Here is a 24273-nt window from a genome sequence, read left to right on the forward strand (position 1 = left end):
TTGGTTGAGAAAAGAAACCCAGCAGGATCTTGGTGAGTCGGGTTAAGCGACAGAGTAACCTAACCTACTAACTAAACCTAAACAATGTTAGAATAAAATTTGTTGGGCTAATATTGGATTTTGTGGCGCAACCTAGCTAAAATTAATTAAATATTTAGAATTAAATGTTTAGTGAGTATAAACCAATTAACCCAAGCAATAAACAAGCTCAAACCTGTCTAAAAGTTTGTCAGATTATGATTACTATTAATTTAAAACCAGAAATTGAAGCTCTAATCCAAGAAAAAGCTACGTCACAAGACTTATCAATTGAACAATATATTGAAATTTTAATAGAAAAATAAATTGAAAAAATTGTTTCTGAAGTTCAGGAAACAGCCTACTTATTTAAAAGTGAAACTAACAAAACTAGGCTGTTAAATGCTATCGAAAATCTTGAACATAAAACCAATTTAATTTAACTTTCATTAGAGGAAATTGAGTGAGTAAAAGAATTCTATTTGAAACTTCTGCTTTTTCAGACTTTACTGAGTGGGTTATTTCAGTTATCAGTTATCAGTTATCAGTACCTCTGATGAAATTATTATTATTGCCTGTAAATACCATTATTAGTAATAAAAGAATTTTAGATATTATATTTTTTTGTGCCGAATGATAGTTCATTAATGAATAATGGATAATGGATAATTACCTGTGGTTAAAACCGAGAGGATTGAAGATAAGGAAATATTATTTCTTCTCTTGGTCGATTGGATATGGCGAGGAGACTTCGCCATCCCTCGAGCGTTTTTTTTTCCTTAAAAGAGGAGGCTTTAAACCATAATTATTGAATTATTAATTAGGGCTTGCTGATTAAATCTCAAAACATTTAGAGATAAAGGTTTCAAGAATTTTAGGTGCTGAAAAAGTAGCAGCTTTTCGGTTGATGGAGCGGAAAAAGTGAAGATTTTTCTATCATTATGATAGAAAAAGTAAGGGTGGATTATGAATGACTAGTTCTTCAGCTAACTCCCCTAAATCCTAACTCTTCACTACTCCCTACTCCCTACTCCCTACCATAGCAAAAAGACTTTATTCAGCAAACCCTAATTATTAATTATTAGGTAAAAAAAGCAACTCCAGTTTATTTCAGACAACTATCTCTAGCATTCTCTTATTCTTTTCAAAATTTACTCCTTCTTCCCTACTCCCTACTCCCTTCTTACATTAAAATGACTTTCAAATACAATGACTTTCAAATACTCAGACAAAAGAATCACAGAAATATCAACTATTTTTTCAGAAAAGCAGTCAAAATATAATCATAAAACTCAAACAAAACTGAATAATATTCAAGAACCAATTACTACTGCACCCCCAGAAGTAAAGCAAATTATTGGGAGAGTATTACAACTAGAAAAAGACCGACTTTATAAAAAAACACCCCGGATAAACGATGATATTCTCAAAATTATCAAGGAAGCAGTGCAATGAAATTAATTTCAATTATCTTGTGTAACTTTCGTCAGTTTTACGGCAAAACTCCAGAAATAATCTTGGCATCAGGTCAGAAAAATACAACAATTATTCATGGCAATAATGGTGCAGGTAAAACTACCATAATGAACGCCTTTACTTGGGTACTTTATGAAAAATTTAGCGCCGCTTTTGTCGTAGAAACTCAACTTGTAAATAAACGAGCAATTACAGAAGCAAAACTTGGTAAAGCCATAGCTTGTTGGGTAGAAATTGTATTTGAACATGATAATAAACGGTATCAAGCCAAACGTTTATCACGAGCTTATAGGAATGAAAAAAATGAAATTGAACATGGTAAAAGTGAATTATATATGCAGATAGCTGGAGATGACGGACGTTGGTCTCCACCCCCAGAACATCCTGATGATATTATTGGTAGAATTTTGCCAGAAAGTTTGCATCGATATTTCTTTTTTGACGGAGAAAGAATTGAGTATATTGTTAGAGATGACCGGAAAAGTGAAATAGCAGAAGCGACAAAAGAATTATTAGGAATTGAAGTATTAAATCGTTCTGTTAGACATTTAGGAGAAGCCAAAAAATCCTTAGAAACTGATTTAAGATTAATTGGTAATCCTGAAACTAAAAAACTGCTGAAAGAAAAAAATCAAATTGAACAAGAAATTAACAAATTATCAAAACGCCAAACAGAGATAGAGAAAGAATTACAAAATCATCGAGAAGTTAAGAAAGAAATTAGTAGTCGTTTAGTGGAATTTAAAGGTGCAGAAGGATTACCCCAACAAAAAGGCCAATTAAATCTCCAGATAGTATCAATCAAAGAACAAATATTACAAGCTCATCAGGGGTTAAAAAGAGCCATATCAACTCGTGGTTATATGGTTTTCTTGTCAGATGCCATAGAAAAATTCCGAGAACTTTTTGGTAATTTAAAAGAAAAAGGAGAGTTACCCATAGGAATTAAAAGACAGTTTGTACAACAATTATTAGAAAAACAACGTTGTATTTGTGGAGCAGAATTAACTATAGATTCTCCAGGGAGAAAATCAGTAGAAAAATGGATGGAAAAAGCCGAAATTGCTGATGTAGAAGAAACCGCAATTAGAATGAGTATACAGATAGATGAAATTGACAAACAAGTAGTGGAATTTTGGGATGAAGTTGATAGACAACAAGCTAATATCGAAAAATTACGTCATCAACTTTCACGGGTTGAAAATGAATTAGAGTCAGTTCATAAAAAACTACGAAATTATCCAGACGAAGATATTCAGCAGTTACAAAAACGCTTAGATGAAATTGAAATTAAAGTAGGAAACTTAAACCGAGAAACTGGCTCAAATGCTCTACAACTAGAAACTTTAAATAAAGAAATTAAAATCTTAGATAAACAACTTGATAAACAACAAATGAATGAATTAAAACAAGTTTTAGCCCAAAGGCGAATTGCCGCTACTCAAGATGCTATCAATAGATTGATAGAAGTCCGAGGGCGTCTAGAAAAACAGTTTAGAGTTTCCTTAGAAAAACGAGTACAAGAATTATTTTCAGAAATTTCTTTTACTCCCTATATTCCTAAATTGAATGAAAATTATGAATTAACTTTAGTAGAAAATACTGGTGGAGAAGATGCCTTAGTTGCCGCTTCTACAGGAGAAAATCAAATCCTAAGTTTGGCATTTATTGGTAGTATTATTGACGAAGTACGAATCTGGAGTCAAAAAAACACTTTAATGGGACCAGATAGTAGCACTTTTCCCATAGTAATGGATTCCCCTTTTGGCAGTTTAGACGAAATTTATCGCAGACAAATTGCTAATATTATTCCTCAACTAGCAAATCAATTAGTTGTATTAGTAACTAAAACTCAATGGCGAGGTGAAGTAGCTGAAGAAATGGCTGATTATATTGGTAGAGAATATGTGCTTTCTTATAATTCTCCAAAATTAGATTGTGAAGAAGATGCTATTCACTTAAGTGGAAAATCTTATGCTTTGGTAAAACGTAGTCCGAATGAGTTTGAATATACAGAAGTGCTGGAGGTAGATTATGATTAAATCCTCAAAATTATTTATGTGAATTAGTATTAGTAACATAAGTTGAAGTTGTTGAACAGGGTAAGCTCATCTTAACAATCATTGACAAATAGTATTTTTTGTGTTCCTGTTGCTCTGAAAGCTTTTTAGATTAATTTAGTAACTAGAATACATTCCAATTGTTAAGCAAGAAAACCCATAATTATGAATATTTTGTGATATTAATAATTCCTTGAAAAGCTTGTACTGCAAGCAGCTCATAAAAACCTTTATTTATCAATAGTATTTTAGATGAGCTTGCCCTGATAACTGATAACTGATAACTGATAACTGATAACTGAAATGACTTCTTATCATAGCTCCTCGACAGAAGGTAAAATAGTGAAAGTCAAATAACAGATAAATGATGATAAATAATATTCAAGATATTGAAGGCATGAATTCTGTATATGCTGAAAAATTAATAGGAGTAGGTATCACTAAAGTAACAGAACTATTAGAACAATGTTCGTCTCTCGCAGGAATAGAAGAATTAGAGCAAGCTACTACCATTGAAAAAGACCTGATTATTCAGTGGGTAAATTTTGCTGATTTATCACAAATTAAAGGAATAGACCGGGAATATTTTTCCCTCTTATCAGCTTTAGGAATACATACAATTTCTCAGTTAAAAAATCGGTTTCCTGAAACACTCCACTCTCAGATGATGAAGCTTAACCGTCAAAAACAACTGGTACAATGTTTACCTAGTTTAAGTCTTGTTAGAAGTTGGGTTGCTCAGGCAACAAACCTTCAAAGAAAAACTGCCCATAACAATGTGCCAACTACTAAATTACCATCAAAAAAATGGTCTATAGATTGGTCTGATTAAGAAAAAAGGTAGCGATCGACAAGTAATGATTTTTGCAGTTTAATTTCTAACAATTAAAGGAATATACCAAGTGACATACTCCCACACTAAGCTGAAGCTATAGTGTGGGCTTCTCGTTTCGCAGTCCCGGTACCCCGTCGGACTCCACGAGCTTTAAGGACGTCTGGGCCCTGCCGCCCTATTTTTTATATTTATCGCTGCGTTTACATCGCGGTCTATTACTGTACCGCAGTGCGGACAAGAATGAGTTCTTTGGGATAATTCTTTCGGGACTTTTTCCCCACAGTTTGAGCAGTCTTGGCTGGTATTTTTGGGGTTTACTGCTATAGTCTTCTGTCCAGCATTTCCGGCTTTGACAGTCAAAATAGTCAGGAATTGACCCCATCCAGCATCGTTAATTGATTTGCTCAAACGGGTCTTTGCTAGCCCTTTAATGTTTAATTTTTCGTGGGCGATAACTTCGGCTTTTGATAACAATTCATTGGCTGTTTTAAAATGAAAATCTTTACGTTTATCGGCTACTTTTTTATGTTGTTTAGCTAAGGCTTTGACAGCTTTTAACCATCTTTTACTACCTTTCTTTTGATAAACGTTTCTGTAGAATCTTTAATCGCTGCTGAGAAGAGCGATAGTATTGAGGTATGGGGACAGATTCTCCTTCACTTGTTACTAAGAATTCCTTTAGCCCCATATCAATTCCCAGAGTATTTTTTAATGTAGGTTCCACTTCACTTGTGGAAGTTGGAACTGATTTGTCTTCTAGGGATAAAGTCACATAATAACCATCTCCTTTACGACTAATAGTTACAGTTTTTATTTGAAAACCATCAGGTAACGGCCGATGTTGAATCAACTTTATATTGCCTATTTTGGGCAAGTTTATCTTGTTTCCTTCTATGCAGTCTTGCTTGATTTGAGGATAAGTAAAACTGCGATAACGTCCTTTTCCTTTAAACCTTGGTTTTCCTAATTTTCCTCCATTTTTGTCTGCCTTAAACCATCTATCAAAAGCAAGTTTTACCCGTTTTATGCAATCTTGCAAAACCTGAGAATGAATCAACTTGTAGGAAGGAAACTTGTCTTTGGTATTGACCAAATCTTTTTTTTGAGAGTAATAATCTGGATTATCCCTGAGTCTTGGAATTGGCATCTACCTTGGGGCAAGCATTAACCGGACAACGGTTTTCTGACCACCATGAGAATCTTTCACCTAACCGATAGTTGTACTGCCGACGCAACAATTCCAACCACATTTCTATTGTGGCTAACTGTTCTTTATTTGGCCTTAATTTATATTGGTAGGCAGTGCCCATGGTGGAAATTTTCCGGGGTGATAGCAATATAATAATACAAGTTTTTCAACTAGGGCGAAAGCTTCTGCTGGGATAGCATGCAAATTTAATAGGTTCGATGCCCATTCAATTTGTCGCCGATTCATCTCACGCCAAATCTGCATAATTATGGCGTGAGGCTTCTCGGCGATTCAGCTAAAATTTAGCTGATAGTAAATAGTCATTCATCTGTTTCATAGAAGCGATCGCTCTACTGAAAAACTCTACACATTATCATCCTGTGAAGCACCTAAAAAATCCCCAAGGTTTTTTGCCTTGCATTGCTCAAATAATTGTGAGATAATTTAACTATAAGGGTTAACTTGCCTATACGCTTGACTTTTTATTCAATCAAGAAATATATATGACATACTCAACACTTACTACCACAAATAGTCTAGAGAAATAAAAGACACAAATATAGCCAGACTTGAGGTGAATTTTATTAGTTATCTGTATAGAAGCGATCGCTCTACTGAAAAACTCTACACATTATCATCCTGTGAAGCACCTAAAAAATCCCCAAGGTTTTTTGCCTTGCATTGCTCAAATAATTGTGAGACAATCTAACTATAAGGGTGAACTCGCCTATACACTTGACTTTTTATTCAATCAAGAAATAGAAATACTCAGCACTCACTGCCACAAATAGCCATGAGAAATAGAGGTGATTCTTATAAGTTATTTGTTGATAGCGATGTAGCTACTGCACTTGCTCCGCCAACGCTCCATTGAAAAACCGGACAACTTTTTATTTTGTGAAGCACCTAAAAAATCGCCAAGGTTTTTTGCCTTGCATTGCTCAAATAATTGTGAGAGAATTTAACTATAAGGGTTAACTTGACCCTACGCTTGACTTTTTATTCAATCAAAGAATATATGATGAAATACCCAGCACTCTCTAGCACAAATAGTCTGGAAAAATAAAAGACACAAATATAGCCAGAGTTGAGGTGGTTTTTATTAGTCCTCTATATAGAAGCGATCGCTCTAGTGCAGGATGGCAGAAATAACTAACCAGTTACAAATGACTTCCGCGTAGCGACTCTATTGATAAAACCCCACAACTTTTCATTTTGTGAAGCACCTAAAAAATCGCCAAGGTTTTTTGCCTTGCACTCTCCAAATAATTGTGAGATAATTTAACTATAAGGGTTAACTCGCCCCTCCGCTTGACTTTTTATTCAATACAAAAATAGTATTTCACCCACATATAAAATCTCAGTGATTTTCAATTAGAGGAAGTTTAAATATCCCCCCAATCGAAAATTCAGACTTTTTAACCGTGAATTTTATCAAGAAAATTCAGACTTTTTAAACACTAGAAAATGTTGTTGTGGTAAAAAATCATCAGTCTCTTGCCAAACCAAACCCACAGAATTCATTTCTTTTTTCACCTGTTTCTCAGTCATCTTGTGCAAACCTTTAATCATAATCATCGGATTTTCACCCCGATATTCCAATAAAATAACCCGCCCACCAGACTTCAAAGCAGCAACTATTCCTAACATCATTTCTCGCGGATATTCAAACTCATGATAAGCATCAACTAACAAAGCAATATCAACAGTAGAAGGAGACAACTTAGGATTATCTACATCCCCTAAAACCGTCTCAATATTAGTAATATTTTCCTCATTTTTAACAAAATTAATTAACTCCAACATCTCCGGTTGTACATCTACGGCAATAACCTTACCTTGAGGAATCAAAGGACTAATTCTAAAAGTAAAATAACCAGTACCAGCACCAATATCTGCCACAACATCCGTAGGTTTTAAATCAAGATAATCGATAGCACTTTGAGGATTTTCTCTATAACTTCTGCTAGGTCTTTCTAACCATGTAGCACCTTCATGACCCATAACTTTAGCTATTTCTCGACCTAGATAAAATTTCCCAATACCTTCCGGGTTATGGATAGTTTTATATTGATAAACTCCATCTGAACTAGCAACCACATTAGCTTTTATAGAACAAGCATTTAAGACCAAACCTAGAATAGCTATAAATAAAATTATAGCTACATTTTGAAAATACTTCCTGAACTGTTTATTCATTGCTAAGTATAATTAAATAACAGGAATAATCTTATCATATTTCATCAAATCAGTAAGTTAATATAAAACAAAAAAAACCTGATAATTAGTTTAATTATACTTGCCTTATATTCATCCATTTTGAGTATTTTTAGTAAGCATTCCGCAGGAAATGTTTACCATTTTCAAACAGAATAATGAATTACTATTACCACGGCAATAGTTGATTTTTTTCAATCATTTAAAATTCACAATTAATAACCACTCATTCTTTTTGAGAAAATAATTGAGTCAGAATAAATATCAATGAATCTTCTACTTTTAAGGAGAAGCTTAAAACATGAAATAATTAATCATTGGATAACTTTAACTCAAAAATCCATATATTTAAGCAGAAAAAAATAATTTTAAATTTAATTATTTTAGTTATAAAATAATTGAAAAACAAGAGAAATATTCCCTATTTGACTAGATTGGTATATATTTTAATTGGAGATACAGTAGTTTGTATCAATTCAAGCAATCAACAAAAATTAATTGGTAAATTAATACAATTATGCCTCAAGAATATAATAAATTAGTACGCGATCGCATACCAGAAATTATCCGTAAAAATGGTTTAGAGTGTGAAACGATCGCTCTCTCAGAAACAGAATATCGCCAAGCATTACGAGAAAAACTTATTGAAGAAGCCCAAGAAGCAGCAACAGCAAGTAACAGTGAATTAGCCATAGAAATAGCCGACCTATTAGAAGTAGTAGATGCTTTACTCAAAAGTTATGGAATTTCTCATAATCAAATTACACTCGAACGAGACCGAAAACGCGCAACTAAAGGAGATTTTGAGCAAAAAATTATGTTATTGTGGACAAAAGAAAATACTACTAAATAGAAATTATTAAAAATGTTGAGGAAAAACATCTTCAACAATTAATAATTAATAATTAATAATTAATAATTACCTCTTCTTTTCAAGGAGAGCATTGACTCCAAGAAAAAAATTTTCTTGTTTCTCCTTTAAGAGCTGATTTGTAAACTTCGCCAAAAGTGTTATATTATCTAGCTTGTAGCAATTAATAATTTACTTGACAAAAATCCTGGAATCCTGGAATCTAAGTATAGCAAGTAATTCAGTGCCTTAATATTTACTTTATAAATCAGCTCTAAAGGAGAGGCTTTAAACCTTAGTTATTCGATAAATTTTTTGTCAAATTAGACTACCTACTACAATGGTAGAAGTAAATCGTTTAATACTTCCAAAAATGTTAGTATAAATTGAAGCAGATATTTCACAATAATAATAAAGATGATAAATATCTGCTTACTACTTAATCATACTGTAGATAAAATTAAACAATTAATAATTGCCTATTCTTATTCTTAAAATAGGAAATGTCTTTCCAACTGTTCCCTGCTATATGTTTAAATTTTAGTAATGAATAGAATTAGAATTGCCAGAGATAAAGCAGATTTAGTCAAAGCTTTAACCGAGTCAGAAGAAAAAACAGGTCCTTTTAAAACTTATGCCGATGTAATGGTATTTGCCGCATCTTTAGCCATTAAGAAAAACCACCGAGTTCCACTAACAGAAATTTCTCAAAGAGAACCCGGTCCAATTAGTATTGAAGTGTTTTGGTCTAGGGGATATGAAAGTGTTATTAAATTAATCGCGATCGCCGACACAAAAGATACAAAAATTATCTCTCCAGTAAATGAAGAAATAGAAGAGAATTGCATTAAAATATTTGAAGAATATGCCAATGGAGGGCTAGAAATATTACGAGATGAAATGCGGGGAGCAGTAAATTATTCAGAACGACTTTTATTAGTCTTAATTTCCCAGAGGTATCAAAAATCTCAAACAGAAACAGAATTTGACTTAACTAAATTTTTGAAATAAATAAAAAGTTCAAAAATCAACAAATAACAGTTAACAATTAAAAATTAATCATCACCTCTTTCTTTTAAAAAATCATAGAATTGACTAAAAAGAAATATCAATAACTTTTATCCTTCGGCACACTTTTTTTCTTAGAAAAAACCTCAATCTATAATTTACACTTCAAATAAAAACACCATACTTAATTGAAGAAGGCAGCTATGCTACGGGAGCTGTTTTTTTTAACTTTTAACCTTTAACCCACATTCGGAAATTCAAGAGCGTATCATTAAAAGTAGTATATAAATCCTGAACTTGGTAGGTATTTATACTATGCAAATCATCTCAATTACTTTTTTCGTCGATCGATCTTCCCAGTAAAAAATTTACGCATAAATACTTGCTATATTTGATTACTCAATCACGGCAGCTATGATTTTCTTCTAAAATTCTGTCTCCTGTCTCCTGTCTCCTGACTCCTGATTCTATACTACATTTTGTGGTGCGGAATGTGGGCTTTAACCTTTAACTTTTGACTTTTAAGTTTTGACTTTTGACTTATAGTCTAGATGCGCCCATACAGGTATGATGGCGATATTGAGCATCAAAAAGGGAACGCAAATTAAAGAATCATGCGAATTTTATTTGTGGCAGCTGAAGTAACTCCTTTAGCCAAAGTTGGTGGTATGGCCGATGTAGTAGGAGCCTTACCCAAAGTGCTACGGGCCATGGGTCACGATGTCCGTATCCTTATGCCTTACTATGGCTTTCTGGGCGACAAAATGGAAATCCCAGAAGAACCAATCTGGGAAGGAAATGCTATGTATCAAAGCTTTGGCATTTATGAGACAGTACTACCAAAAAGTGATGTACCGTTATATCTGTTTGGTCATCCTAGCTTTTGGCCACGTCGTATCTACTACGGAGATGACGAAGACTGGAGGTTCACTCTATTTGCCAATGGAGCGGCTGAGTTTTGCTGGAATGGCTGGAAACCAGATATTATTCATTGCAATGACTGGCACACAGGTATGATACCAGTTTGGATGAACGAAACCCCAGATATTAAGACCGTATTTACTATTCATAACCTAGCTTATCAAGGACCTTGGCGCTGGTACTTGGAAAGAATTACTTGGTGTCCCTGGTACATGGAAGGCCATAATACAATGGCAGCAGCAGTTCAGTTTGCAGATCGAGTAACTACTGTTTCTCCCACTTATGCTAGTCAGATCCAAACACCTAATTATGGTGAACGCCTAGATGGTTTAATGTCCTTTGTGAGCGGGAAACTACATGGCATCCTCAATGGTATCGATATGAACTTTTATAATCCAGCTAGTGACAGATATATTGCTCAAACTTATAGCGTCGATACCCTGGAGAAACGTGCTGATAATAAAATTGCTCTTCAAGAAGAGGTGGGTTTTGAAGTAAATAAGAATACCTTTCTCGTAGGAATGGTCTCCCGACTGGTAGAGCAAAAGGGACTCGATCTAATGCTGCAAGTCTTGGATCGGTTTATGGCCTACACCGATAGTCAGTTTATATTGTTGGGCACGGGCGATCGCTTCTATGAAACTCAAATGTGGCAGATAGCTACTCGTTACCCTGGTCGTATGAGTGTGCAACTTTTATATAATGATGCACTATCTCGACGGATCTATGCAGGTACCGATGCTTTTTTAATGCCTAGTCGGTTTGAGCCTTGTGGTATTAGTCAAATGTTGGCCATGCGGTATGGTAGCGTACCTATTGTACGTCGCACAGGAGGGTTAGTTGATACAGTACCTTTCCATGACCCAGTTAACAATGCTGGTACTGGCTATTGTTTCGATCGCTATGAACCACTAGACTTCTTTACTGCAATGGTTAGAGCTTGTGAAGCTTTCCGCTTTAAAGAGCAATGGCAAGAATTACAGAAACGTGGGATGAGACAAAACTTTAGTTGGGACAAATCAGCTCAGGAGTATATTAAAATGTACAAATCAATACTTGGATTACCTGAGGAAGAAACAGCAGTAGAGAAAGAACCTGAATTAGTACAGTAAGAAATTTATAATAGGAACTGGGGTAAATTTCCCCAATTCCTTCAGTTTAAGATTATTAGATAGGATCAATCTATTGTTTGATTTATTTTAAATTTTTCTTGCTCTTTTTCTTTCCATCCTTAGTGTATTTTTCAATTAGAGTATTAAATACATTATCAGCAAAGCGATCGCTAAAGCCTACCAGAAAAGATAGAATCAAAATTACTTCGGTAGTTATCTTTTCTGATGTTAATAAAGATAAGCCAGAAATAAGAATTAGGTAAAAAGCAGAACCCAGAACAATTCCTTGTACCGATCTAGTAACAGTCCATTTAAGCACATTACCAAATTCATAAATTGGTTGACGATTAAAGCGATAAATCATTGCTGCAAAGCTACCTATAAAACTCCAGAAAACAACAGGCCAAGGAATATTAATTAATGGAAGTTTTAGTTCATTCAAAGATTTTTCTCCCACTGAAACTAAAGGTCCATAAAATAATCCCCCAACAATCATCACTAAAATAATTCCCACAATAGTTATAGTAACTAAACCAGTAGTTGCTCTTGCCTTCTGTAGATCGAAGTTTACCAATTTTTCAACCAAATAACGCCTTTTTTCAATATCAATCATTATCCCTATCGTAGCTTGTGCTTCGTCACTTAAGACATAGATATTTTTATCTTGATCGTCTTTATTATTTCGCTCTTTATTATCTTTATTTTGACTAATAGAAATTTGTTCATTTTCTGATTCTTTTACTAGATTTTTGATTAAATCAAAAGAATTTACGATCTCTTCAGGATTTGAATTTTTAATTATCTCGACTACAGTTTGATGGGAAACTATATTATTTTGTTGGTTTGATAATTTCCCTTCAGTGTTTTGGTTCTCTATATCGAACTTTTCTATCAAATTATTGAGCTTTTCCACCAACTTGCTAAGTAAGCATTCAGCCGTCAGATATCAGCTATCAGCTATTGCTTTTAATGAGTGATAAAAGCTTTATTGACTGAGCTAGAAAAATCTTACTACAAAAGTCAGCTCTAAAGTCTATATTCATTTAAAACTCGTCCTTAAGCACAGGTTATTATTGCTGATAGCTGACAGCTAATAGCTTAATGCTTACCTTACTAATAACACTCAAATGGGTTTCTGCCTCCTCCCGAATTTCCTTATATCCAATTTTAGAAACCATATTTGCAACTAACTCTTTACTAGATGAAGCTGGATATAAAGCCAGAATAAATGAATTATTTAACTTAGATATTTGCAAATTTACTTCATCTGCTATACTTCCTAGAGATTGTAGTAAAATCTTATCTTCTTCAGGACTTTCACCTATTTGAGATTGTATTTTTCTAATCTGTTCAAAATATTTTCCTGCAGTAATTAGTTCATCATTCTGATTAATGTAATTTTTTATATTTTTTTGATTAATTGACCAAGTGTAAATACAGGCTTAAAAAAAATCTCCATATTTTGAAATGTCAAATCACTTATAACATCAAATACTGAAATGGGATAAAGTTGACGAATTTTATCTAACTCATCCATACTTTCTTTGACTGTAAAAAATTGAGTTATTTTTCCTTTGATTTGTTCTATTTGAGTGAGGATACGCTGAGTATATTCTTTGTTCAAATGGATGAATTTGACATCAGCTTTAATATTTGTACCGGCAAGAAAATTTGAGTTCCCTTGATTAATGTTTTGAATAAAATTTTGATTTCCGGAAAGAATACCTGGGTCTTTACCTAAATAATCACCTCTACTAACATTTTCCTTGATTTTTTGTTTAACATCATCTACATCTTTCTGCAAAGCTTTTATTTTATTAGTTAGCCTTTGTATTTGTCTAACATACTCTTGAAAATCTGTTGAAGAACTAGATTGAAGTTCTGTTTCAAATAGATGTTGAACTTCTTCAGCTTCTCTCGCAAAATCAGGTTCTGTATTAATTTTTCCTTGTAAAGTATCAGCAATTATCTTTAAAGTTTGAGTCAGTGGTTCTTCAGCATTACTTGTTTATAATTGATTCCATAGTAACCTGGTTTGAAAATTTTCCTCAAGCTCTTCTTTAGTTCTTTGTTTTAGAGAAGTTATTTTTTGAAACGTTGTTTTAGATATTTTTGATCCACCTTCTTCAGCAAACCTATTAACTAGCAATGATAATAAAAATGGGACAACAAAAGTTTCCATAACCAATTACCTAAAAATCAAGATCTAAAGCCTCCCCTTTAAGGGGATAAAAGCAGTCGTTAGCGGAGCTTCCCGTAGGGTGGGATGGCGATCTTCGGAGCGGCTCTGTCAAGAGCGGGTCTCGGAGCCATATCCAATGGACTAAGAGAAAAGAGAATTCCGTATTTCAAGCCTCCTTATTGCAGAGGTACTGATAACTGATAACTGATAACTGATAACTGAAATTACCCTAGTTCTTTATTGGTTTAAACATCAAAATAAATATAATAAAAACCTAGTATTTTTAATTGAAAATTAATTAATAAATTTGTCAATAATTAACCATAAATATATATAGCAGATGCGGTCATATATGAAGTGCAGATATTAACAAGTAAATGTCTACAATGTGAGCATATTGACCGCAATGAGCATACCTCACCCCCGATGGAATTTGCTGTAAAAAAATTATTTGTCTAAATTTTAGGCAAATAAGTCAAGTGGTAAATAACCATAAGTTCCATTAACTTCTGTCGCTTCAGCAGATTGACAAGATACTAATACTCCTCTATATTTTCCGATATAGGGTTCAAGATGATATGACTCTTTCATCCCATTAAACTTGATATAAACTGAACCTTCAATTGCTCTAAAATTAGAGTCATCAATTAAAGTATTATTATATCCTAATGCCCTTAGATAGCTTTCTAAAGCAGATAAAGCTTCAGTAGTTGATTCGGCACAAATTCCCAACATTTGATAGTCAGACAAATTAACTAATAGCAAAATTGCTGCTTGAGTAATAGCTTTTTCCTCTGGTGATTCTACTAACTTAATGTTTTGGCAAGTAAATTTATGGAGGATTTTTTCAGCTTGAGCAACGGTGAGATTCTGAATGTTTTGAGTAGACATATAATATGGCAAATTGTATGACGATAATATCTTTAAACAATTAATAATTAATAATTACCTTTCCTTGAAAAGAAGAGGATTGACTAAAAGAAAAGTTTTTTCTTCTCTTTGTCGATTGAATATGGCGAAGTATCCTCACCATCCCATCCTACGGAAAGCTCCGAATATTGACAGCTTTTTTCTCCTTTAAAGGAGCGGCTTTTAACCTTAATTATTGGTAATATTTGTGGGATAACAGGAGTTTTATGAAAATTATACAATTTTCAATAAATTAAATAAGTATAGTAGGCATCTCCAGAAAAGAAGGAATAGGGAACAGCGAGAAATAATTGATAATTTATGGATAATAATTGATTTTTTTTTGATTTTTGGATGTCTAGTACAGGATGGCGGAAATAACTACTTACAAAATCCTCAAACAATTACAAATCAAAAATGATTGACTGTTAACTTCCGCGTAGCGACACTACTTAATGAATGATAGCCTCATATTAAATCTATCATATTGTCTAAGGTACAAAATTTATAATAGTTAACTGAGAATATGAAAAATACTATAGCGTTTCTCAAGTTACCGAGGTACAGTTGTTTTTCTTCTTTTCTACTCCCTACTCCCTACTCCCTAAAGTAAACCAGTTTTGTATCTCACACTTCTTGGAAATTGCTATATAGCAACCAGCCTATTTTTATACTTCCTACTCTCCAACCCCCTGAAAAAATTAGCTATCTCAAGAGAACGGGGTTAATACTAACTTTTGAACTTTCATGTAATAATTGACCGAAAAAATGGGTCTCAAGCCTCGCCTTTTTAGGGCGACTTTTTAGTTGATTTTTTCAATAAATATGTTAACCTATATGTTAGTTTGATGCGTCAAGTTATGAAAGCTAGATTTAAGTACCGTATATATCCAACGCCGGGACAAAAATACCGATTAGCCAAGCTATTTGGCTGTGTCCGTGTGGTTTGGAATGATAGTCTAGCTTACTCCCAACAGAGGTATAAATCAGAAGAAAAGAAATCTACTAATTCAGAACTACAAAAGCTTTTTATTACTCAAGCTAAAAAGACTAAATGCAGAGAATGGTTGTCAGAGGTTTCTAATATACCACTGCAGCAGTCCTTGAATGATTTAAACCGTAGGGGCGAACGGCCGTTCGCCCCTACAAACTTTTTTAAATCAACTCAAGGCCAGAGAAAAGGTAAACCTGTTAAACCTCCTAAATTTAAAAGTAGAAAGTCAAAGCAAACTGCGAGGTTTACAAAGGGAGGGTTTAAAGTTGGTCAACACAAAGTTTATTTAGCCAAAATTGGAAAGCTGAAAATTGTATGGTCAAGAGAATTACCTACTGCTACATCATCAGTAACAGTAATCAAAGATTCAGCCCATAGATACTTCTTAAGTTTTGTAGTAGAAATACAACCAGAAATCTTACCTAAAACTGATAATTCAGTAGGTATAGATTTAGGTATTAAAACCTTTGCTACATTTAGTGACGGTACAAAGATTGATGCTCCTAAACCACTGAAGAAACGAATTAAGAAGTTAAGAAAGGTAAAGTTTGTCATTATCTCATAAAACTAAAGGGTCAAAAAGGTATGAAAAAGCAAGGATTAGAGTTGCTAAGTTCCATGCAAAACTGAAAGATACAAGGACAGATTTTCTACATAAATTATCTACTAAAATAATTCGTGAAAACCAAACAATTGTTTTAGAAGATTTAAACGTTTCTGGAATGGTAAAAAACCGTAAATTATCCAGAGCCATATCAGATTTAGGTTGGAGACAATTCCGGACATTCTTAGATGGAATTGCTGAAAAATATGGTCGTGATTTTAGAGTAATTAGTCGTTGGGAACCGACCTCTCAAATTTGCTCAAATTGTGGCTTTAAAGGTGGAAAATTAGACCTTAAGGTGCGAGAGTGGGAGTGTCTAAACTGTGGCACAAAACACGATAGAGATGAGAATGCAGCAATAAATATATTAGTCGCCGGAGGGCATTCGGAGACAAAAAACGGACGTGGAGGCAAGTGTAAGACTACTGCAAAAGTAGCAGCAGCCTGTGAAACGTCAACCCACCCAGGAGCTTCGGCTCGGTAGGAATCTCCGCGCCTAAAGGCGCGGAGAGGATGTCAAATGAGTTATTATCGCTCTTAATCGACTATAGCCATCCTAGATATAAAATGAATATTTGCTACATATCAAAAAAATTAACCCTCAGTATTTAGATAACTAACATTTGTTCAAAATATATTTATTTAGGACAGGTATATTCTTTCAAGAAAAACATTGTATGGAAAAATATTTTTTATGATGAGCGACAACCTTAGTCAAATTTATTATTAATAGATAAACTAGAAAAATTGGCTATCTATAAAAAAAACAATAATTTATAACTATATTCACAGATATTTAGTTGTGTAAATACTTTTAAATTTATCCATATAGCGAAAAAATCTGGTTTAAAGCCTCCTCCTTTTGAGGGGATAAAAAAAGAGAATATTTCAGATTGCAAGCCTCCTTCTTGCAGAGGTATAACTGATAACTGAAATCACACTAATCACTCCTATTTCTATTGTTATTAACAAAATATTGCACAAACAAAATATCTAGATAGGGATACAGAAAGAAATTGCTCAATACCTAAATTACCAAATTAAGAAAATAATCCTTAGACCCAAGAAATAAAATTAGAATAGAAGTCGTAAAATCAGGAAATTAATCATCAGTGAAAGTATCATTAGTTGTTAGTGACTTATCAAGCAGTGGTGTGGGTAGATGGGGAGGCGCAGTTCGTCCTTTCTTATTATCTCAAGCATTGAAAAAACTACAAGTAGAAGTAGAAATTGTCGGCTTTGTTAGTGGAGAAAAACAACAACTAACAACTAATCAGGAGAATTATATTATCGCCATAGATAGCCACAATTACTATCCCAAATTTTTATTATCAGCCAAACAACTTCTAGATAAAATAACAGGAGACATAATTTACGCCTACAAATTAAAACCTACCAGTCTAGGTTTATCTCTAGTAAGAAAAATGCAAACCCATCGCCCAGTATTTTTGGATATTGACGATTGGGAGTTAAGCTGGCATGGAGGAGATAATTGGAAATATCATCCCACTCTTAAACAATTAGCTAGAGATATTTTGAAACCAGAAGGAGCATTACGACAACCAGACCATCCCTTTTATTTAAAATGGATAGAAAGTTTTGTCTCCAAAGCAGACAGGGTAACTCTACATAATCAATTTCTCAAAAAACGCTTTGGTGGGACTTATTTACCAAATGGAAAAGATACCACTCTATTCGACCCAAGCAAGTACAATCCAGAGGTAAGTAGAACTCGTTATGGCTTAAGCGATTATAAAATTTTAATGTTTCCAGGGGCACCACGACCTTATAAAGGTGTAGAAGACGTGTTAATAGCCCTAGAGAATATCAATCAGCCAGATTTAAGATTGGTCATTGTCGGAGGTAGTCCTTATGATGATTATGACCGTCAACTAATGGAAAGATGGGGAAATTGGATAATTAAAATGCCCAAATATCCACCTACAGTGATGCCAGAAATTGTAGCGGCTGCCCATATAATAGTAGTCCCCCAGAGAGATACTCCAGAAGCTCAAGCACAATTTCCATTAAAACTAACTGATGGGATGGCAATGGCCAAACCAATTATTGCCACAAAAGTAGGGGACATACCAGAAATTGTAGGCGATACTGGCTATTTAGTCGATCCTAGTTCTCCCGAACAAATTGCAGCACAAATTGAACTAATATTTAATGACTTAGCCACAGCAAATATCAAAGGCATAAAAGCTAGAGAAAGATGTATTAAATATTATAGTATTGATGCTATGGTCGCCATTTTATCAGAGTTAATCAAAATTTAGCGAGAAGGTTGAAGAGTAGAAAAAATTGAGATAATCGAAGATATTAGGAAAATATAAATGTCTAAAAAGAATTTATTTTAAGATTTATTCGGCGTTACCCTTTCCACATAATAGGAAATATTATATTAGGCTTTGCCGGAGGATTATTTAATGGAGTTAATACAGCCCTAATAGTACCTATACTACTACAAATTTCTGGGCAAGAAATTGAACTGAAGGGTTCTCCTCCTATAATTCAGTTTTTATTATCTCCCTTTGACGGAGTTCCAGAAAAGTATCGTCTTGTGGTGATGCTTTTAGCAGTCATATTAACTATTGTTCTGAAAAATTTAACCACATATTTAAAAAGTTTGTTATCAGTAGCTTTTACTCGTAGCCTCACAAATAGTATTAAATCCGAAATGTTCCAAACATTAATGGATAGCGATTTAGACTTCTTCACGAAAGTAAAAGTAGGAGATTTAACAAAACGTTTAGGCTCAGATACAGCTCAGTGCACACAAACTATTAATGCTTATATTAATCTAGTAACTCAATCAATAACTATTTTATTATTTGTCAGTATACTAATTTCTATCTCTTGGCAACTTACTTTAATTTCTACTCTATTGGTAACCTTAATAGCAGGTATTAATCAATTATTTATCCGTCGTTCAAAGAAATTTGGATCTTTTTTGAACCGGGAACAAAAAACTTATGCCATCAAAGTAATTGAAACTCTTAATGGTATTCGTTTAATTAAATCAGTAAGTAGCGAAAATAGAGAATATAAGCAGTTAAGAAAATTAATGCTGTCCTTGGAAAACATAGCGCTGAAAGCCAAAATGAATTCAGCATTAATAGCACCAGTGAATGAGGTTACCAGCATAATTACGGTAATCAGTATATTATTATTAGGTAGAACTTTATTTGCCGATCAAGTAGCAAATGTTTCTGCTATTTTACTTACTTATCTTTTAGTTCTATTTCGTTTACTACCAATGATATCAGGAATTAATGGTATCCGTAATCAAGTTGCCAAAGGGTCTGCTAGTTTTGATATGGCTGTAGACTTATGGAGAAGAGATAATAAACCAATTATGAAACCTGGTTCCATACCCTTTCAAAAAGTTAGGAGAAAAATTCATTTTAATAAAATTTCTTTCTCTTATCCAGGCAATAGTAATTTAGTTCTCAAAAATGTTGATGTCTCTGTACCTAAAGGTAAAACCTTAGCATTAGTGGGAGGTTCGGGAGCAGGTAAGTCAACATTTGCTGACCTACTACCAAGATTTTATGACCCTATCTCTGGTTCCATCACTATAGATGGCATTGACTTGCGTGAGTTCGATATTACCAGTCTCAGAAAAAGAACTGGTATTGTTAGTCAAACTACTCATTTATTCAACGACACAGTCAGAAATAATATTTTTTATGCTCGTCCTGACGCCACAGAAGATGAAATGATTAAAGCTGCCAAACAAGCTAATGCTTATGATTTTATTATGGAATTGCCAAAGCAATGGGAAACCGAAATAGGCGATCGGGGTGTAATGCTTTCAGGAGGCCAACGTCAACGTTTGGCCATTGCTAGGGCCTTATTGCAAGATCCAGAAATATTAATCTTAGACGAGGCCACCAGTGCTCTTGATACTGTTTCTGAGCGTTTGGTGCAGGAGGCCATCGATAAATTAAGTCGAGACCGAACAGTTTTAGTTATTGCCCACCGTCTCTCAACAATTCAAAATGCAGATCAAATAGCTGTTTTAGAGCGTGGAGAATTAGTGGAAATTGGCACTCATTTAGAACTTCTAGAAAAAGAAGATGGTTACTATCGCCGTCTCTATTCTATACAGTTTGGCGACCAATCTCAGCTAGGTAATTATGTTGACCAGAAAATTTTGACTAAAGCTTCTTATGAAGCTCGTGGTTCTCTCAATCAAATTATTGGTTCTTTAAGACTATTAGCTGATGAAATAATTGATACTCCCGAAGAACAGACAGAACTTACTGAGGAAGCTTTTCAGTCAGCAATTTCTCTTTTAAGAACCCTAGAAATATTTGAAAATCAAATGGTAAACAAGAAGAAAGTTTAACGCTCAAAGTTTTATTGGCTCAGTTATGAATAGACCTCTCCGGAAAAGAGGGAGTAGGGAGTAGTAGGGACGCCCTTATGCAACGTCCCTACAGAGTAGGGGGAAAGAATTGATTTATATAGTGCAATAATTGATTTGATTTTTGATGATCGCGCCTATGTCTAATAATTAATCAAAAATTTTAATATTGATATATAGCGCTGCTCGCTCAGGTATTTACAACTTCCAGATAAAAGTGCAGTAAGGGAAAAGGTATTTGACATCCTCCCGACGCTGCTCTGCGAGACAGCGCGGGATTCCCATCCACCAATCAAACATACTGTAGGGGCGATTCGCTCTTCGCCCCTACACTGAACGACTCAGGGCGGGTTGACACCTCACTGGAAAATGCTGGCAATGCCAGTAAGCACGCTTCCTCTATTTTAACATGCTTATCTGTAAAACTGCAAGATTGATTGGTTTTCCCATGGGACGCTCCCCTAATAGCTGCCGCACTTGCTCCGCCTTTTCCTGACGGAATGCTCCGCTTGCCATGTCGGCGACAGCCGTTAACGCAGTTATGCGAAGCGCAAAACGGGAGAGCGCGGGTCTTCAACCAACGTTGAGATAAAAAATCATGTGTAAATATGTCAGAGTGCATTGCTATATTTAGAGAGTTAGCTGATTTTATATAGTTATTTTATTTGAGATGTAAATCTAGATTGATATTATGTCTACGCTTTATCATTTGTGTAAACCCAAGGGTTAATATCTACAGAAAATTTAAGTTTTTCTTGCTTTTAAACCTTCCTGCCTCTTCCCTCTTCCCTCTTCCCTCTTCCTTACCGAATAATTAAGGTAAAAATCATCTCCTTTAAAGGAGAAACAAGCGGTCGAGGGATGGCGAGGTCTCCTCGCTGTCCGACCATCGACCAAGAGAGAAAAAACTTTCCTTTTATTCAATCCTCTTTCTTTTAGGGAGAGGTAATTATCAATTATCAATTATCAATTATCAATTATTGAACTTTGCTCCAGATAAAAACGCTATAGAAAAATAGAAAAATTTTGTCATACTAAAATGCTAAATGGAGTTCTATCGCTCCCATTTTTCAAATATCCATTCTTGCAAAATAGGATTGACTAATTCCGGTGCTTCATCTTGAGGACAATGACCAACTCCAGGTAAAGGAATAAACTTTTGTACTGTTTCAAACTTAGCAAATTCCTTTGCCAATTCAATATTTTCCCAGGGGTCTTCTTCTCCCCATAAAATGAGAGCCGGACATGGTAATATTGGCAATAAATCTTCGGGTAAAGGTCCTTGAGAATAACCAGTAAAAGCCACAAAAACATCAACTGCTCCCTCATCTTTTGCTGGTGTTAAGAGTAGATTTATTAATTCATCAGTAACAGCTTCAGAACGTTTATAAGCTTGCAATAATACTCGTCTGACTGTTTTCTTTGTTGCTAACTGATTAAAAAATATTTGACTTACCCACTTGACTTTTAGTATCTTTTGTACTATATATGCCCCTTGACTACGATACCAAGGAAGAGTAGCTCTTTTCCGTTCGTGCAAAAGTCGCAAAGAACAATTGATAATTCCTATACCTAAAGCAATATCAGGAGAATCTACTGCTGCCTGCATCACCGCAATACAACCAACAGAATTTCCTATTAGAAAAGCAGGGGTGCCAACTATTTCTCTACAGAAATCAGCAATTTGTTGACCCCAGGTTTCAAATGTATAGGTAACATCTTTGCTTGGAGTTGGTTTAGCTGAAGCGCCAAAACCAAGTAAATCAATAGCATAACAACGACAATTGGTAGCTAGTACAGGGATATTTTTGCGCCAGTGTCCCCAGGAAGCACCAAAACCATGTACTAATACTACAGAAGGGCCTTTTTCTCCTTGGCTTTGGTAGCAAATAGGCCAACCTCGCCATATCCAAGTTTTAGCGGTAGTCATCAGAATTTTAAGATGTATCGATCATTAGCTTGATTATTTTACCTGAATTTACCGAAAAGTTGGGTTTAAAGCCTCGTCCTTAATCAAATAACTACCATAAAGCAAGAATTAGACTGGGAAAATGCCATTTGAAGGTTAGTAGACAGCGTAAAGACTGGGCTATTAAACAAGCTCGGTGCATAGTGGCATCTAACGATGTTATCGTCTATGTAGACCTGAAGATACAAAATATGGTCAAAAACCATTTAAACCTTCAGGACTTACGCATTTTTCCGACAAAAACGCTATATATACCATAGTGCTATAGTTTTTATATACTATATATAGTACCTTTGCATAAGTCCTGACCTTGAAAAAATGAGTAATTTATCTCAATAATTATCTTCTAAATTAGATTCATTATTTATTGATAAGTAGAGCGTTTCTCAAGTTACTGAGGTACAGTTGTTTTTCTTCTTTTCTATTACCGAATAATTAATAATTAAATCATTCAGCTTGATTAGCCTCCCCTTGGCTGCGACTTAAATAGGATTGCTATAATACTCTACATTTAACATTTACAATAACCATCAAAATTTTGCTAAATGTTAAATTATTCAACTCTAGAATACTAAAATTTTAAAAATGTCAGCAATTTATCCTACATCAAACCTACCATTTATAGGTTCAGAAATTGAACCAGACTATACCACTGCCAAAGTAGCAATTTTACCAATTCCTTATGAAGCTACTACCACTTATAGAAGGGGTTGTGTTAATGGTCCATCAGCAATATTAGATGCGTCTCAACAGTTAGAATGTTATGACGAAGAATTAGACCGAGAAACTGGTTTAGAAGTTGGTATCTATACCCATGAATCTATAGCAGATACAGGTAATGGAAAAAATATTACCATTAGATATGCTAAAAGTAACTCAAGAAACAGTAGAAAAATTAGTGAATGATGGAAAATTTGTTATTGCTATAGGTGGAGAACATAGTATTACAAATGGAATTGTTAAAGCTTATAAAAAAATATATTTGGATGAAAAATTTACAGTTATTCAAATAGATGCTCATGGCGATTTACGTTATGAATATGAAGGTTCAATATATAACCATGCCTGCGTAATGCGACGGATAATTGAAATGGAATTGCCAACAATACAAATCGGTATTCGTGCGATTTGCAAAGAGGAAGCCAATTTAATCAAGGAGAAAAATCTCACAGTTTTTCGTGCAAGGGAAATAGCTATTCAGCCAGATTGGATAGAAAGAGCGATCGCTAGTATTCCGACTCAACGAGTTTTTTTAACAATAGATTTAGATGGAATTGACCCAACATTAATTCCTGGAGTTGGTACGCCAGAACCTGGTGGGCTAAATTGGTATTCTTTAACTACATTTTTGCGGAAATTATTTGAATTACACGAAGTAATAGGTTGTGACATTATGGAGTTAGCTCCGATAGTTGATTCTGTAGTATCTGAGTTTACAGCAGCTAAATTAATCTATAAACTTATTGGGTATCAGGCATTAGCTCAAGGCTGGTAAAAATATGGGATATGATAGAAAAATATTTGTTATAAGTAAGGCGATTTTTGAAAGGTAAT

Annotated in this window: 20 protein-coding genes and 3 pseudogenes; 14 read left to right on the forward strand and 9 right to left on the reverse strand. The window is 34.2% G+C overall.

What is annotated here, in order from left to right:
* Window positions 1–164: 164 nt before the first annotated feature.
* The 5 genes from SAGCYANO_RS43505 (at window position 165) to SAGCYANO_RS43525 (ending at window position 4386) form a co-directional block, all read left to right on the forward strand.
* On the forward strand, window positions 165–344 hold the full coding sequence (locus tag SAGCYANO_RS43505; protein ID WP_202225676.1) for a hypothetical protein: 180 nt from the start codon (window positions 165–167) through the stop codon (window positions 342–344).
* Window positions 345–481: 137 nt separating this feature from the next.
* A complete protein-coding gene (locus tag SAGCYANO_RS43510) occupies window positions 482–655 on the forward strand; it encodes a hypothetical protein (protein WP_202225677.1) in 174 nt (57 codons plus the stop codon).
* Window positions 656–1227: 572 nt separating this feature from the next.
* Window positions 1228–1473 (forward strand): hypothetical protein, encoded by a 246-nt coding sequence (locus tag SAGCYANO_RS43515; protein ID WP_202225678.1) that lies wholly within the window; start codon window positions 1228–1230, stop codon window positions 1471–1473.
* Window positions 1470–3536, forward strand: coding sequence for an AAA family ATPase (locus SAGCYANO_RS43520; protein ID WP_202225679.1), 2067 nt, complete (start codon window positions 1470–1472; stop codon window positions 3534–3536). The genes SAGCYANO_RS43515 and SAGCYANO_RS43520 overlap by 4 nt, the downstream gene beginning before the upstream one ends.
* Before the next feature lie 382 nt (window positions 3537–3918).
* Window positions 3919–4386: a DUF4332 domain-containing protein gene (locus SAGCYANO_RS43525; protein ID WP_202225680.1), complete on the forward strand. Its 468-nt coding sequence runs from the start codon at window positions 3919–3921 to the stop codon at window positions 4384–4386.
* A 153-nt stretch (window positions 4387–4539) separates the two neighbouring features.
* Here the strand turns inward: SAGCYANO_RS43525 and SAGCYANO_RS43530 are convergent.
* The 3 genes and pseudogenes from SAGCYANO_RS43530 to SAGCYANO_RS43535 all read right to left on the reverse strand — a co-directional run bounded on the left by SAGCYANO_RS43530 (window position 4540) and on the right by SAGCYANO_RS43535 (window position 7777).
* A pseudogene (locus SAGCYANO_RS43530) lies at window positions 4540–5536 on the reverse strand (RNA-guided endonuclease InsQ/TnpB family protein).
* Window positions 5511–5699 carry a helix-turn-helix domain-containing protein gene (locus SAGCYANO_RS51245; RefSeq protein WP_375340114.1) on the reverse strand — a complete coding sequence of 63 codons (189 nt, stop codon included), beginning with the start codon at window positions 5697–5699 and terminating at the stop codon, window positions 5511–5513. Before SAGCYANO_RS51245 ends, SAGCYANO_RS43530 begins: the two are co-directional and overlap by 26 nt.
* 1313 nt (window positions 5700–7012) lie before the next feature.
* A complete protein-coding gene (locus SAGCYANO_RS43535; protein ID WP_202225681.1) occupies window positions 7013–7777 on the reverse strand; it encodes a class I SAM-dependent methyltransferase in 765 nt (254 codons plus the stop codon).
* Between the two features lie 535 nt (window positions 7778–8312).
* Here SAGCYANO_RS43535 and SAGCYANO_RS43540 point away from each other — a divergent pair.
* From SAGCYANO_RS43540 to glgA, 3 genes are all read left to right on the forward strand, one after another.
* A complete protein-coding gene (locus SAGCYANO_RS43540; RefSeq protein ID WP_202225682.1) occupies window positions 8313–8648 on the forward strand; it encodes a nucleoside triphosphate pyrophosphohydrolase in 336 nt (111 codons plus the stop codon).
* Window positions 8649–9191: 543 nt separating this feature from the next.
* A complete protein-coding gene (locus SAGCYANO_RS43545; RefSeq protein ID WP_202225683.1) occupies window positions 9192–9656 on the forward strand; it encodes a DNA phosphorothioation-associated protein 4 in 465 nt (154 codons plus the stop codon).
* A gap of 611 nt (window positions 9657–10267) precedes the next feature.
* Window positions 10268–11686 carry a glycogen synthase GlgA gene (glgA, locus tag SAGCYANO_RS43550; RefSeq protein ID WP_202225684.1) on the forward strand — a complete coding sequence of 473 codons (1419 nt, stop codon included), beginning with the start codon at window positions 10268–10270 and terminating at the stop codon, window positions 11684–11686.
* 82 nt (window positions 11687–11768) lie between these two features.
* Here glgA and SAGCYANO_RS43555 read toward each other — a convergent pair whose 3' ends face one another.
* From SAGCYANO_RS43555 to SAGCYANO_RS43575, 5 genes are all read right to left on the reverse strand, one after another.
* Window positions 11769–12581: a hypothetical protein gene (locus SAGCYANO_RS43555; RefSeq protein WP_202225685.1), complete on the reverse strand. Its 813-nt coding sequence runs from the start codon at window positions 12579–12581 to the stop codon at window positions 11769–11771.
* A 175-nt stretch (window positions 12582–12756) separates the two neighbouring features.
* The gene (locus tag SAGCYANO_RS43560) at window positions 12757–12942 is read right to left on the reverse strand and encodes a hypothetical protein (protein ID WP_202225686.1); all 186 of its coding nucleotides are present in this window, start codon (window positions 12940–12942) and stop codon (window positions 12757–12759) included.
* Between the two features lie 146 nt (window positions 12943–13088).
* Window positions 13089–13490 carry a hypothetical protein gene (locus SAGCYANO_RS43565; protein ID WP_202225687.1) on the reverse strand — a complete coding sequence of 134 codons (402 nt, stop codon included), beginning with the start codon at window positions 13488–13490 and terminating at the stop codon, window positions 13089–13091.
* Window positions 13491–13694: 204 nt separating this feature from the next.
* Complete coding sequence (locus SAGCYANO_RS43570) at window positions 13695–13868, reverse strand: hypothetical protein (protein ID WP_202225688.1); 174 nt, start codon at window positions 13866–13868, stop codon at window positions 13695–13697.
* Window positions 13869–14330: 462 nt separating this feature from the next.
* Window positions 14331–14759, reverse strand: coding sequence for a DUF1824 family protein (locus SAGCYANO_RS43575; RefSeq protein WP_202225689.1), 429 nt, complete (start codon window positions 14757–14759; stop codon window positions 14331–14333).
* An 878-nt stretch (window positions 14760–15637) separates the two neighbouring features.
* On the opposite strand from SAGCYANO_RS43575, the gene SAGCYANO_RS49850 reads away from it, so the two are divergent.
* The 4 genes from SAGCYANO_RS49850 (at window position 15638) to SAGCYANO_RS43590 (ending at window position 20732) form a co-directional block, all read left to right on the forward strand.
* Window positions 15638–16336 (forward strand): RNA-guided endonuclease TnpB family protein, encoded by a 699-nt coding sequence (locus tag SAGCYANO_RS49850; protein WP_307786330.1) that lies wholly within the window; start codon window positions 15638–15640, stop codon window positions 16334–16336.
* On the forward strand, window positions 16320–16859 hold the full coding sequence (locus SAGCYANO_RS49855) for an RNA-guided endonuclease TnpB family protein (RefSeq protein WP_307786331.1): 540 nt from the start codon (window positions 16320–16322) through the stop codon (window positions 16857–16859). Before SAGCYANO_RS49850 ends, SAGCYANO_RS49855 begins: the two co-directional genes overlap by 17 nt.
* A 628-nt stretch (window positions 16860–17487) precedes the next feature.
* A complete protein-coding gene (locus SAGCYANO_RS43585) occupies window positions 17488–18657 on the forward strand; it encodes a glycosyltransferase family 4 protein (RefSeq protein ID WP_202225690.1) in 1170 nt (389 codons plus the stop codon).
* 74 nt (window positions 18658–18731) lie between these two features.
* A complete protein-coding gene (locus tag SAGCYANO_RS43590; RefSeq protein ID WP_375340116.1) occupies window positions 18732–20732 on the forward strand; it encodes an ABC transporter ATP-binding protein in 2001 nt (666 codons plus the stop codon).
* Between the two features lie 1072 nt (window positions 20733–21804).
* Here the strand turns inward: SAGCYANO_RS43590 and SAGCYANO_RS43595 are convergent.
* Window positions 21805–22680, reverse strand: a complete 876-nt coding sequence (locus SAGCYANO_RS43595) for an alpha/beta fold hydrolase (protein ID WP_202225691.1) — start codon at window positions 22678–22680, stop codon at window positions 21805–21807.
* An 83-nt stretch (window positions 22681–22763) separates the two neighbouring features.
* Here SAGCYANO_RS43595 and SAGCYANO_RS47190 point away from each other — a divergent pair.
* Together SAGCYANO_RS47190 and speB are read left to right on the forward strand one after the other, a co-directional pair.
* Window positions 22764–22925, forward strand: a pseudogene (locus SAGCYANO_RS47190) (transposase); the annotation flags it as partial.
* 379 nt (window positions 22926–23304) lie between these two features.
* Window positions 23305–24214: pseudogene (speB, locus tag SAGCYANO_RS43600) on the forward strand (agmatinase).
* Window positions 24215–24273 lie beyond the last annotated feature (59 nt).

The sequence above is a fragment of the Okeania sp. KiyG1 genome, assembly GCF_014132355.1.
Taxonomy (GTDB): Bacteria; Cyanobacteriota; Cyanobacteriia; order Cyanobacteriales; family Microcoleaceae; genus Okeania.

Excerpts from the sequence above, each read along its gene's own strand:
- SAGCYANO_RS43505 (WP_202225676.1), top strand. The coding sequence starts at position 165 with ATGTTTAGTGAGTATAAACCAATTAACCCAAGCAATAAACAAGCTCAA.
- SAGCYANO_RS43515 (WP_202225678.1), top strand. The coding sequence starts at position 1,228 with ATGACTTTCAAATACTCAGACAAAAGAATCACAGAAATATCAACTATT.
- SAGCYANO_RS43520 (WP_202225679.1), top strand. The coding sequence starts at position 1,470 with ATGAAATTAATTTCAATTATCTTGTGTAACTTTCGTCAGTTTTACGGC.
- SAGCYANO_RS43525 (WP_202225680.1), top strand. The coding sequence starts at position 3,919 with ATGATGATAAATAATATTCAAGATATTGAAGGCATGAATTCTGTATAT.
- SAGCYANO_RS51245 (WP_375340114.1), bottom strand. The coding sequence starts at position 5,699 with ATGGGCACTGCCTACCAATATAAATTAAGGCCAAATAAAGAACAGTTA.
- SAGCYANO_RS43535 (WP_202225681.1), bottom strand. The coding sequence starts at position 7,777 with ATGAATAAACAGTTCAGGAAGTATTTTCAAAATGTAGCTATAATTTTA.
- SAGCYANO_RS43540 (WP_202225682.1), top strand. The coding sequence starts at position 8,313 with ATGCCTCAAGAATATAATAAATTAGTACGCGATCGCATACCAGAAATT.
- SAGCYANO_RS43545 (WP_202225683.1), top strand. The coding sequence starts at position 9,192 with ATGAATAGAATTAGAATTGCCAGAGATAAAGCAGATTTAGTCAAAGCT.
- glgA (WP_202225684.1), top strand. The coding sequence starts at position 10,268 with ATGCGAATTTTATTTGTGGCAGCTGAAGTAACTCCTTTAGCCAAAGTT.
- SAGCYANO_RS43570 (WP_202225688.1), bottom strand. The coding sequence starts at position 13,868 with ATGGAAACTTTTGTTGTCCCATTTTTATTATCATTGCTAGTTAATAGG.
- SAGCYANO_RS43575 (WP_202225689.1), bottom strand. The coding sequence starts at position 14,759 with ATGTCTACTCAAAACATTCAGAATCTCACCGTTGCTCAAGCTGAAAAA.
- SAGCYANO_RS49850 (WP_307786330.1), top strand. The coding sequence starts at position 15,638 with ATGAAAGCTAGATTTAAGTACCGTATATATCCAACGCCGGGACAAAAA.
- SAGCYANO_RS43595 (WP_202225691.1), bottom strand. The coding sequence starts at position 22,680 with ATGACTACCGCTAAAACTTGGATATGGCGAGGTTGGCCTATTTGCTAC.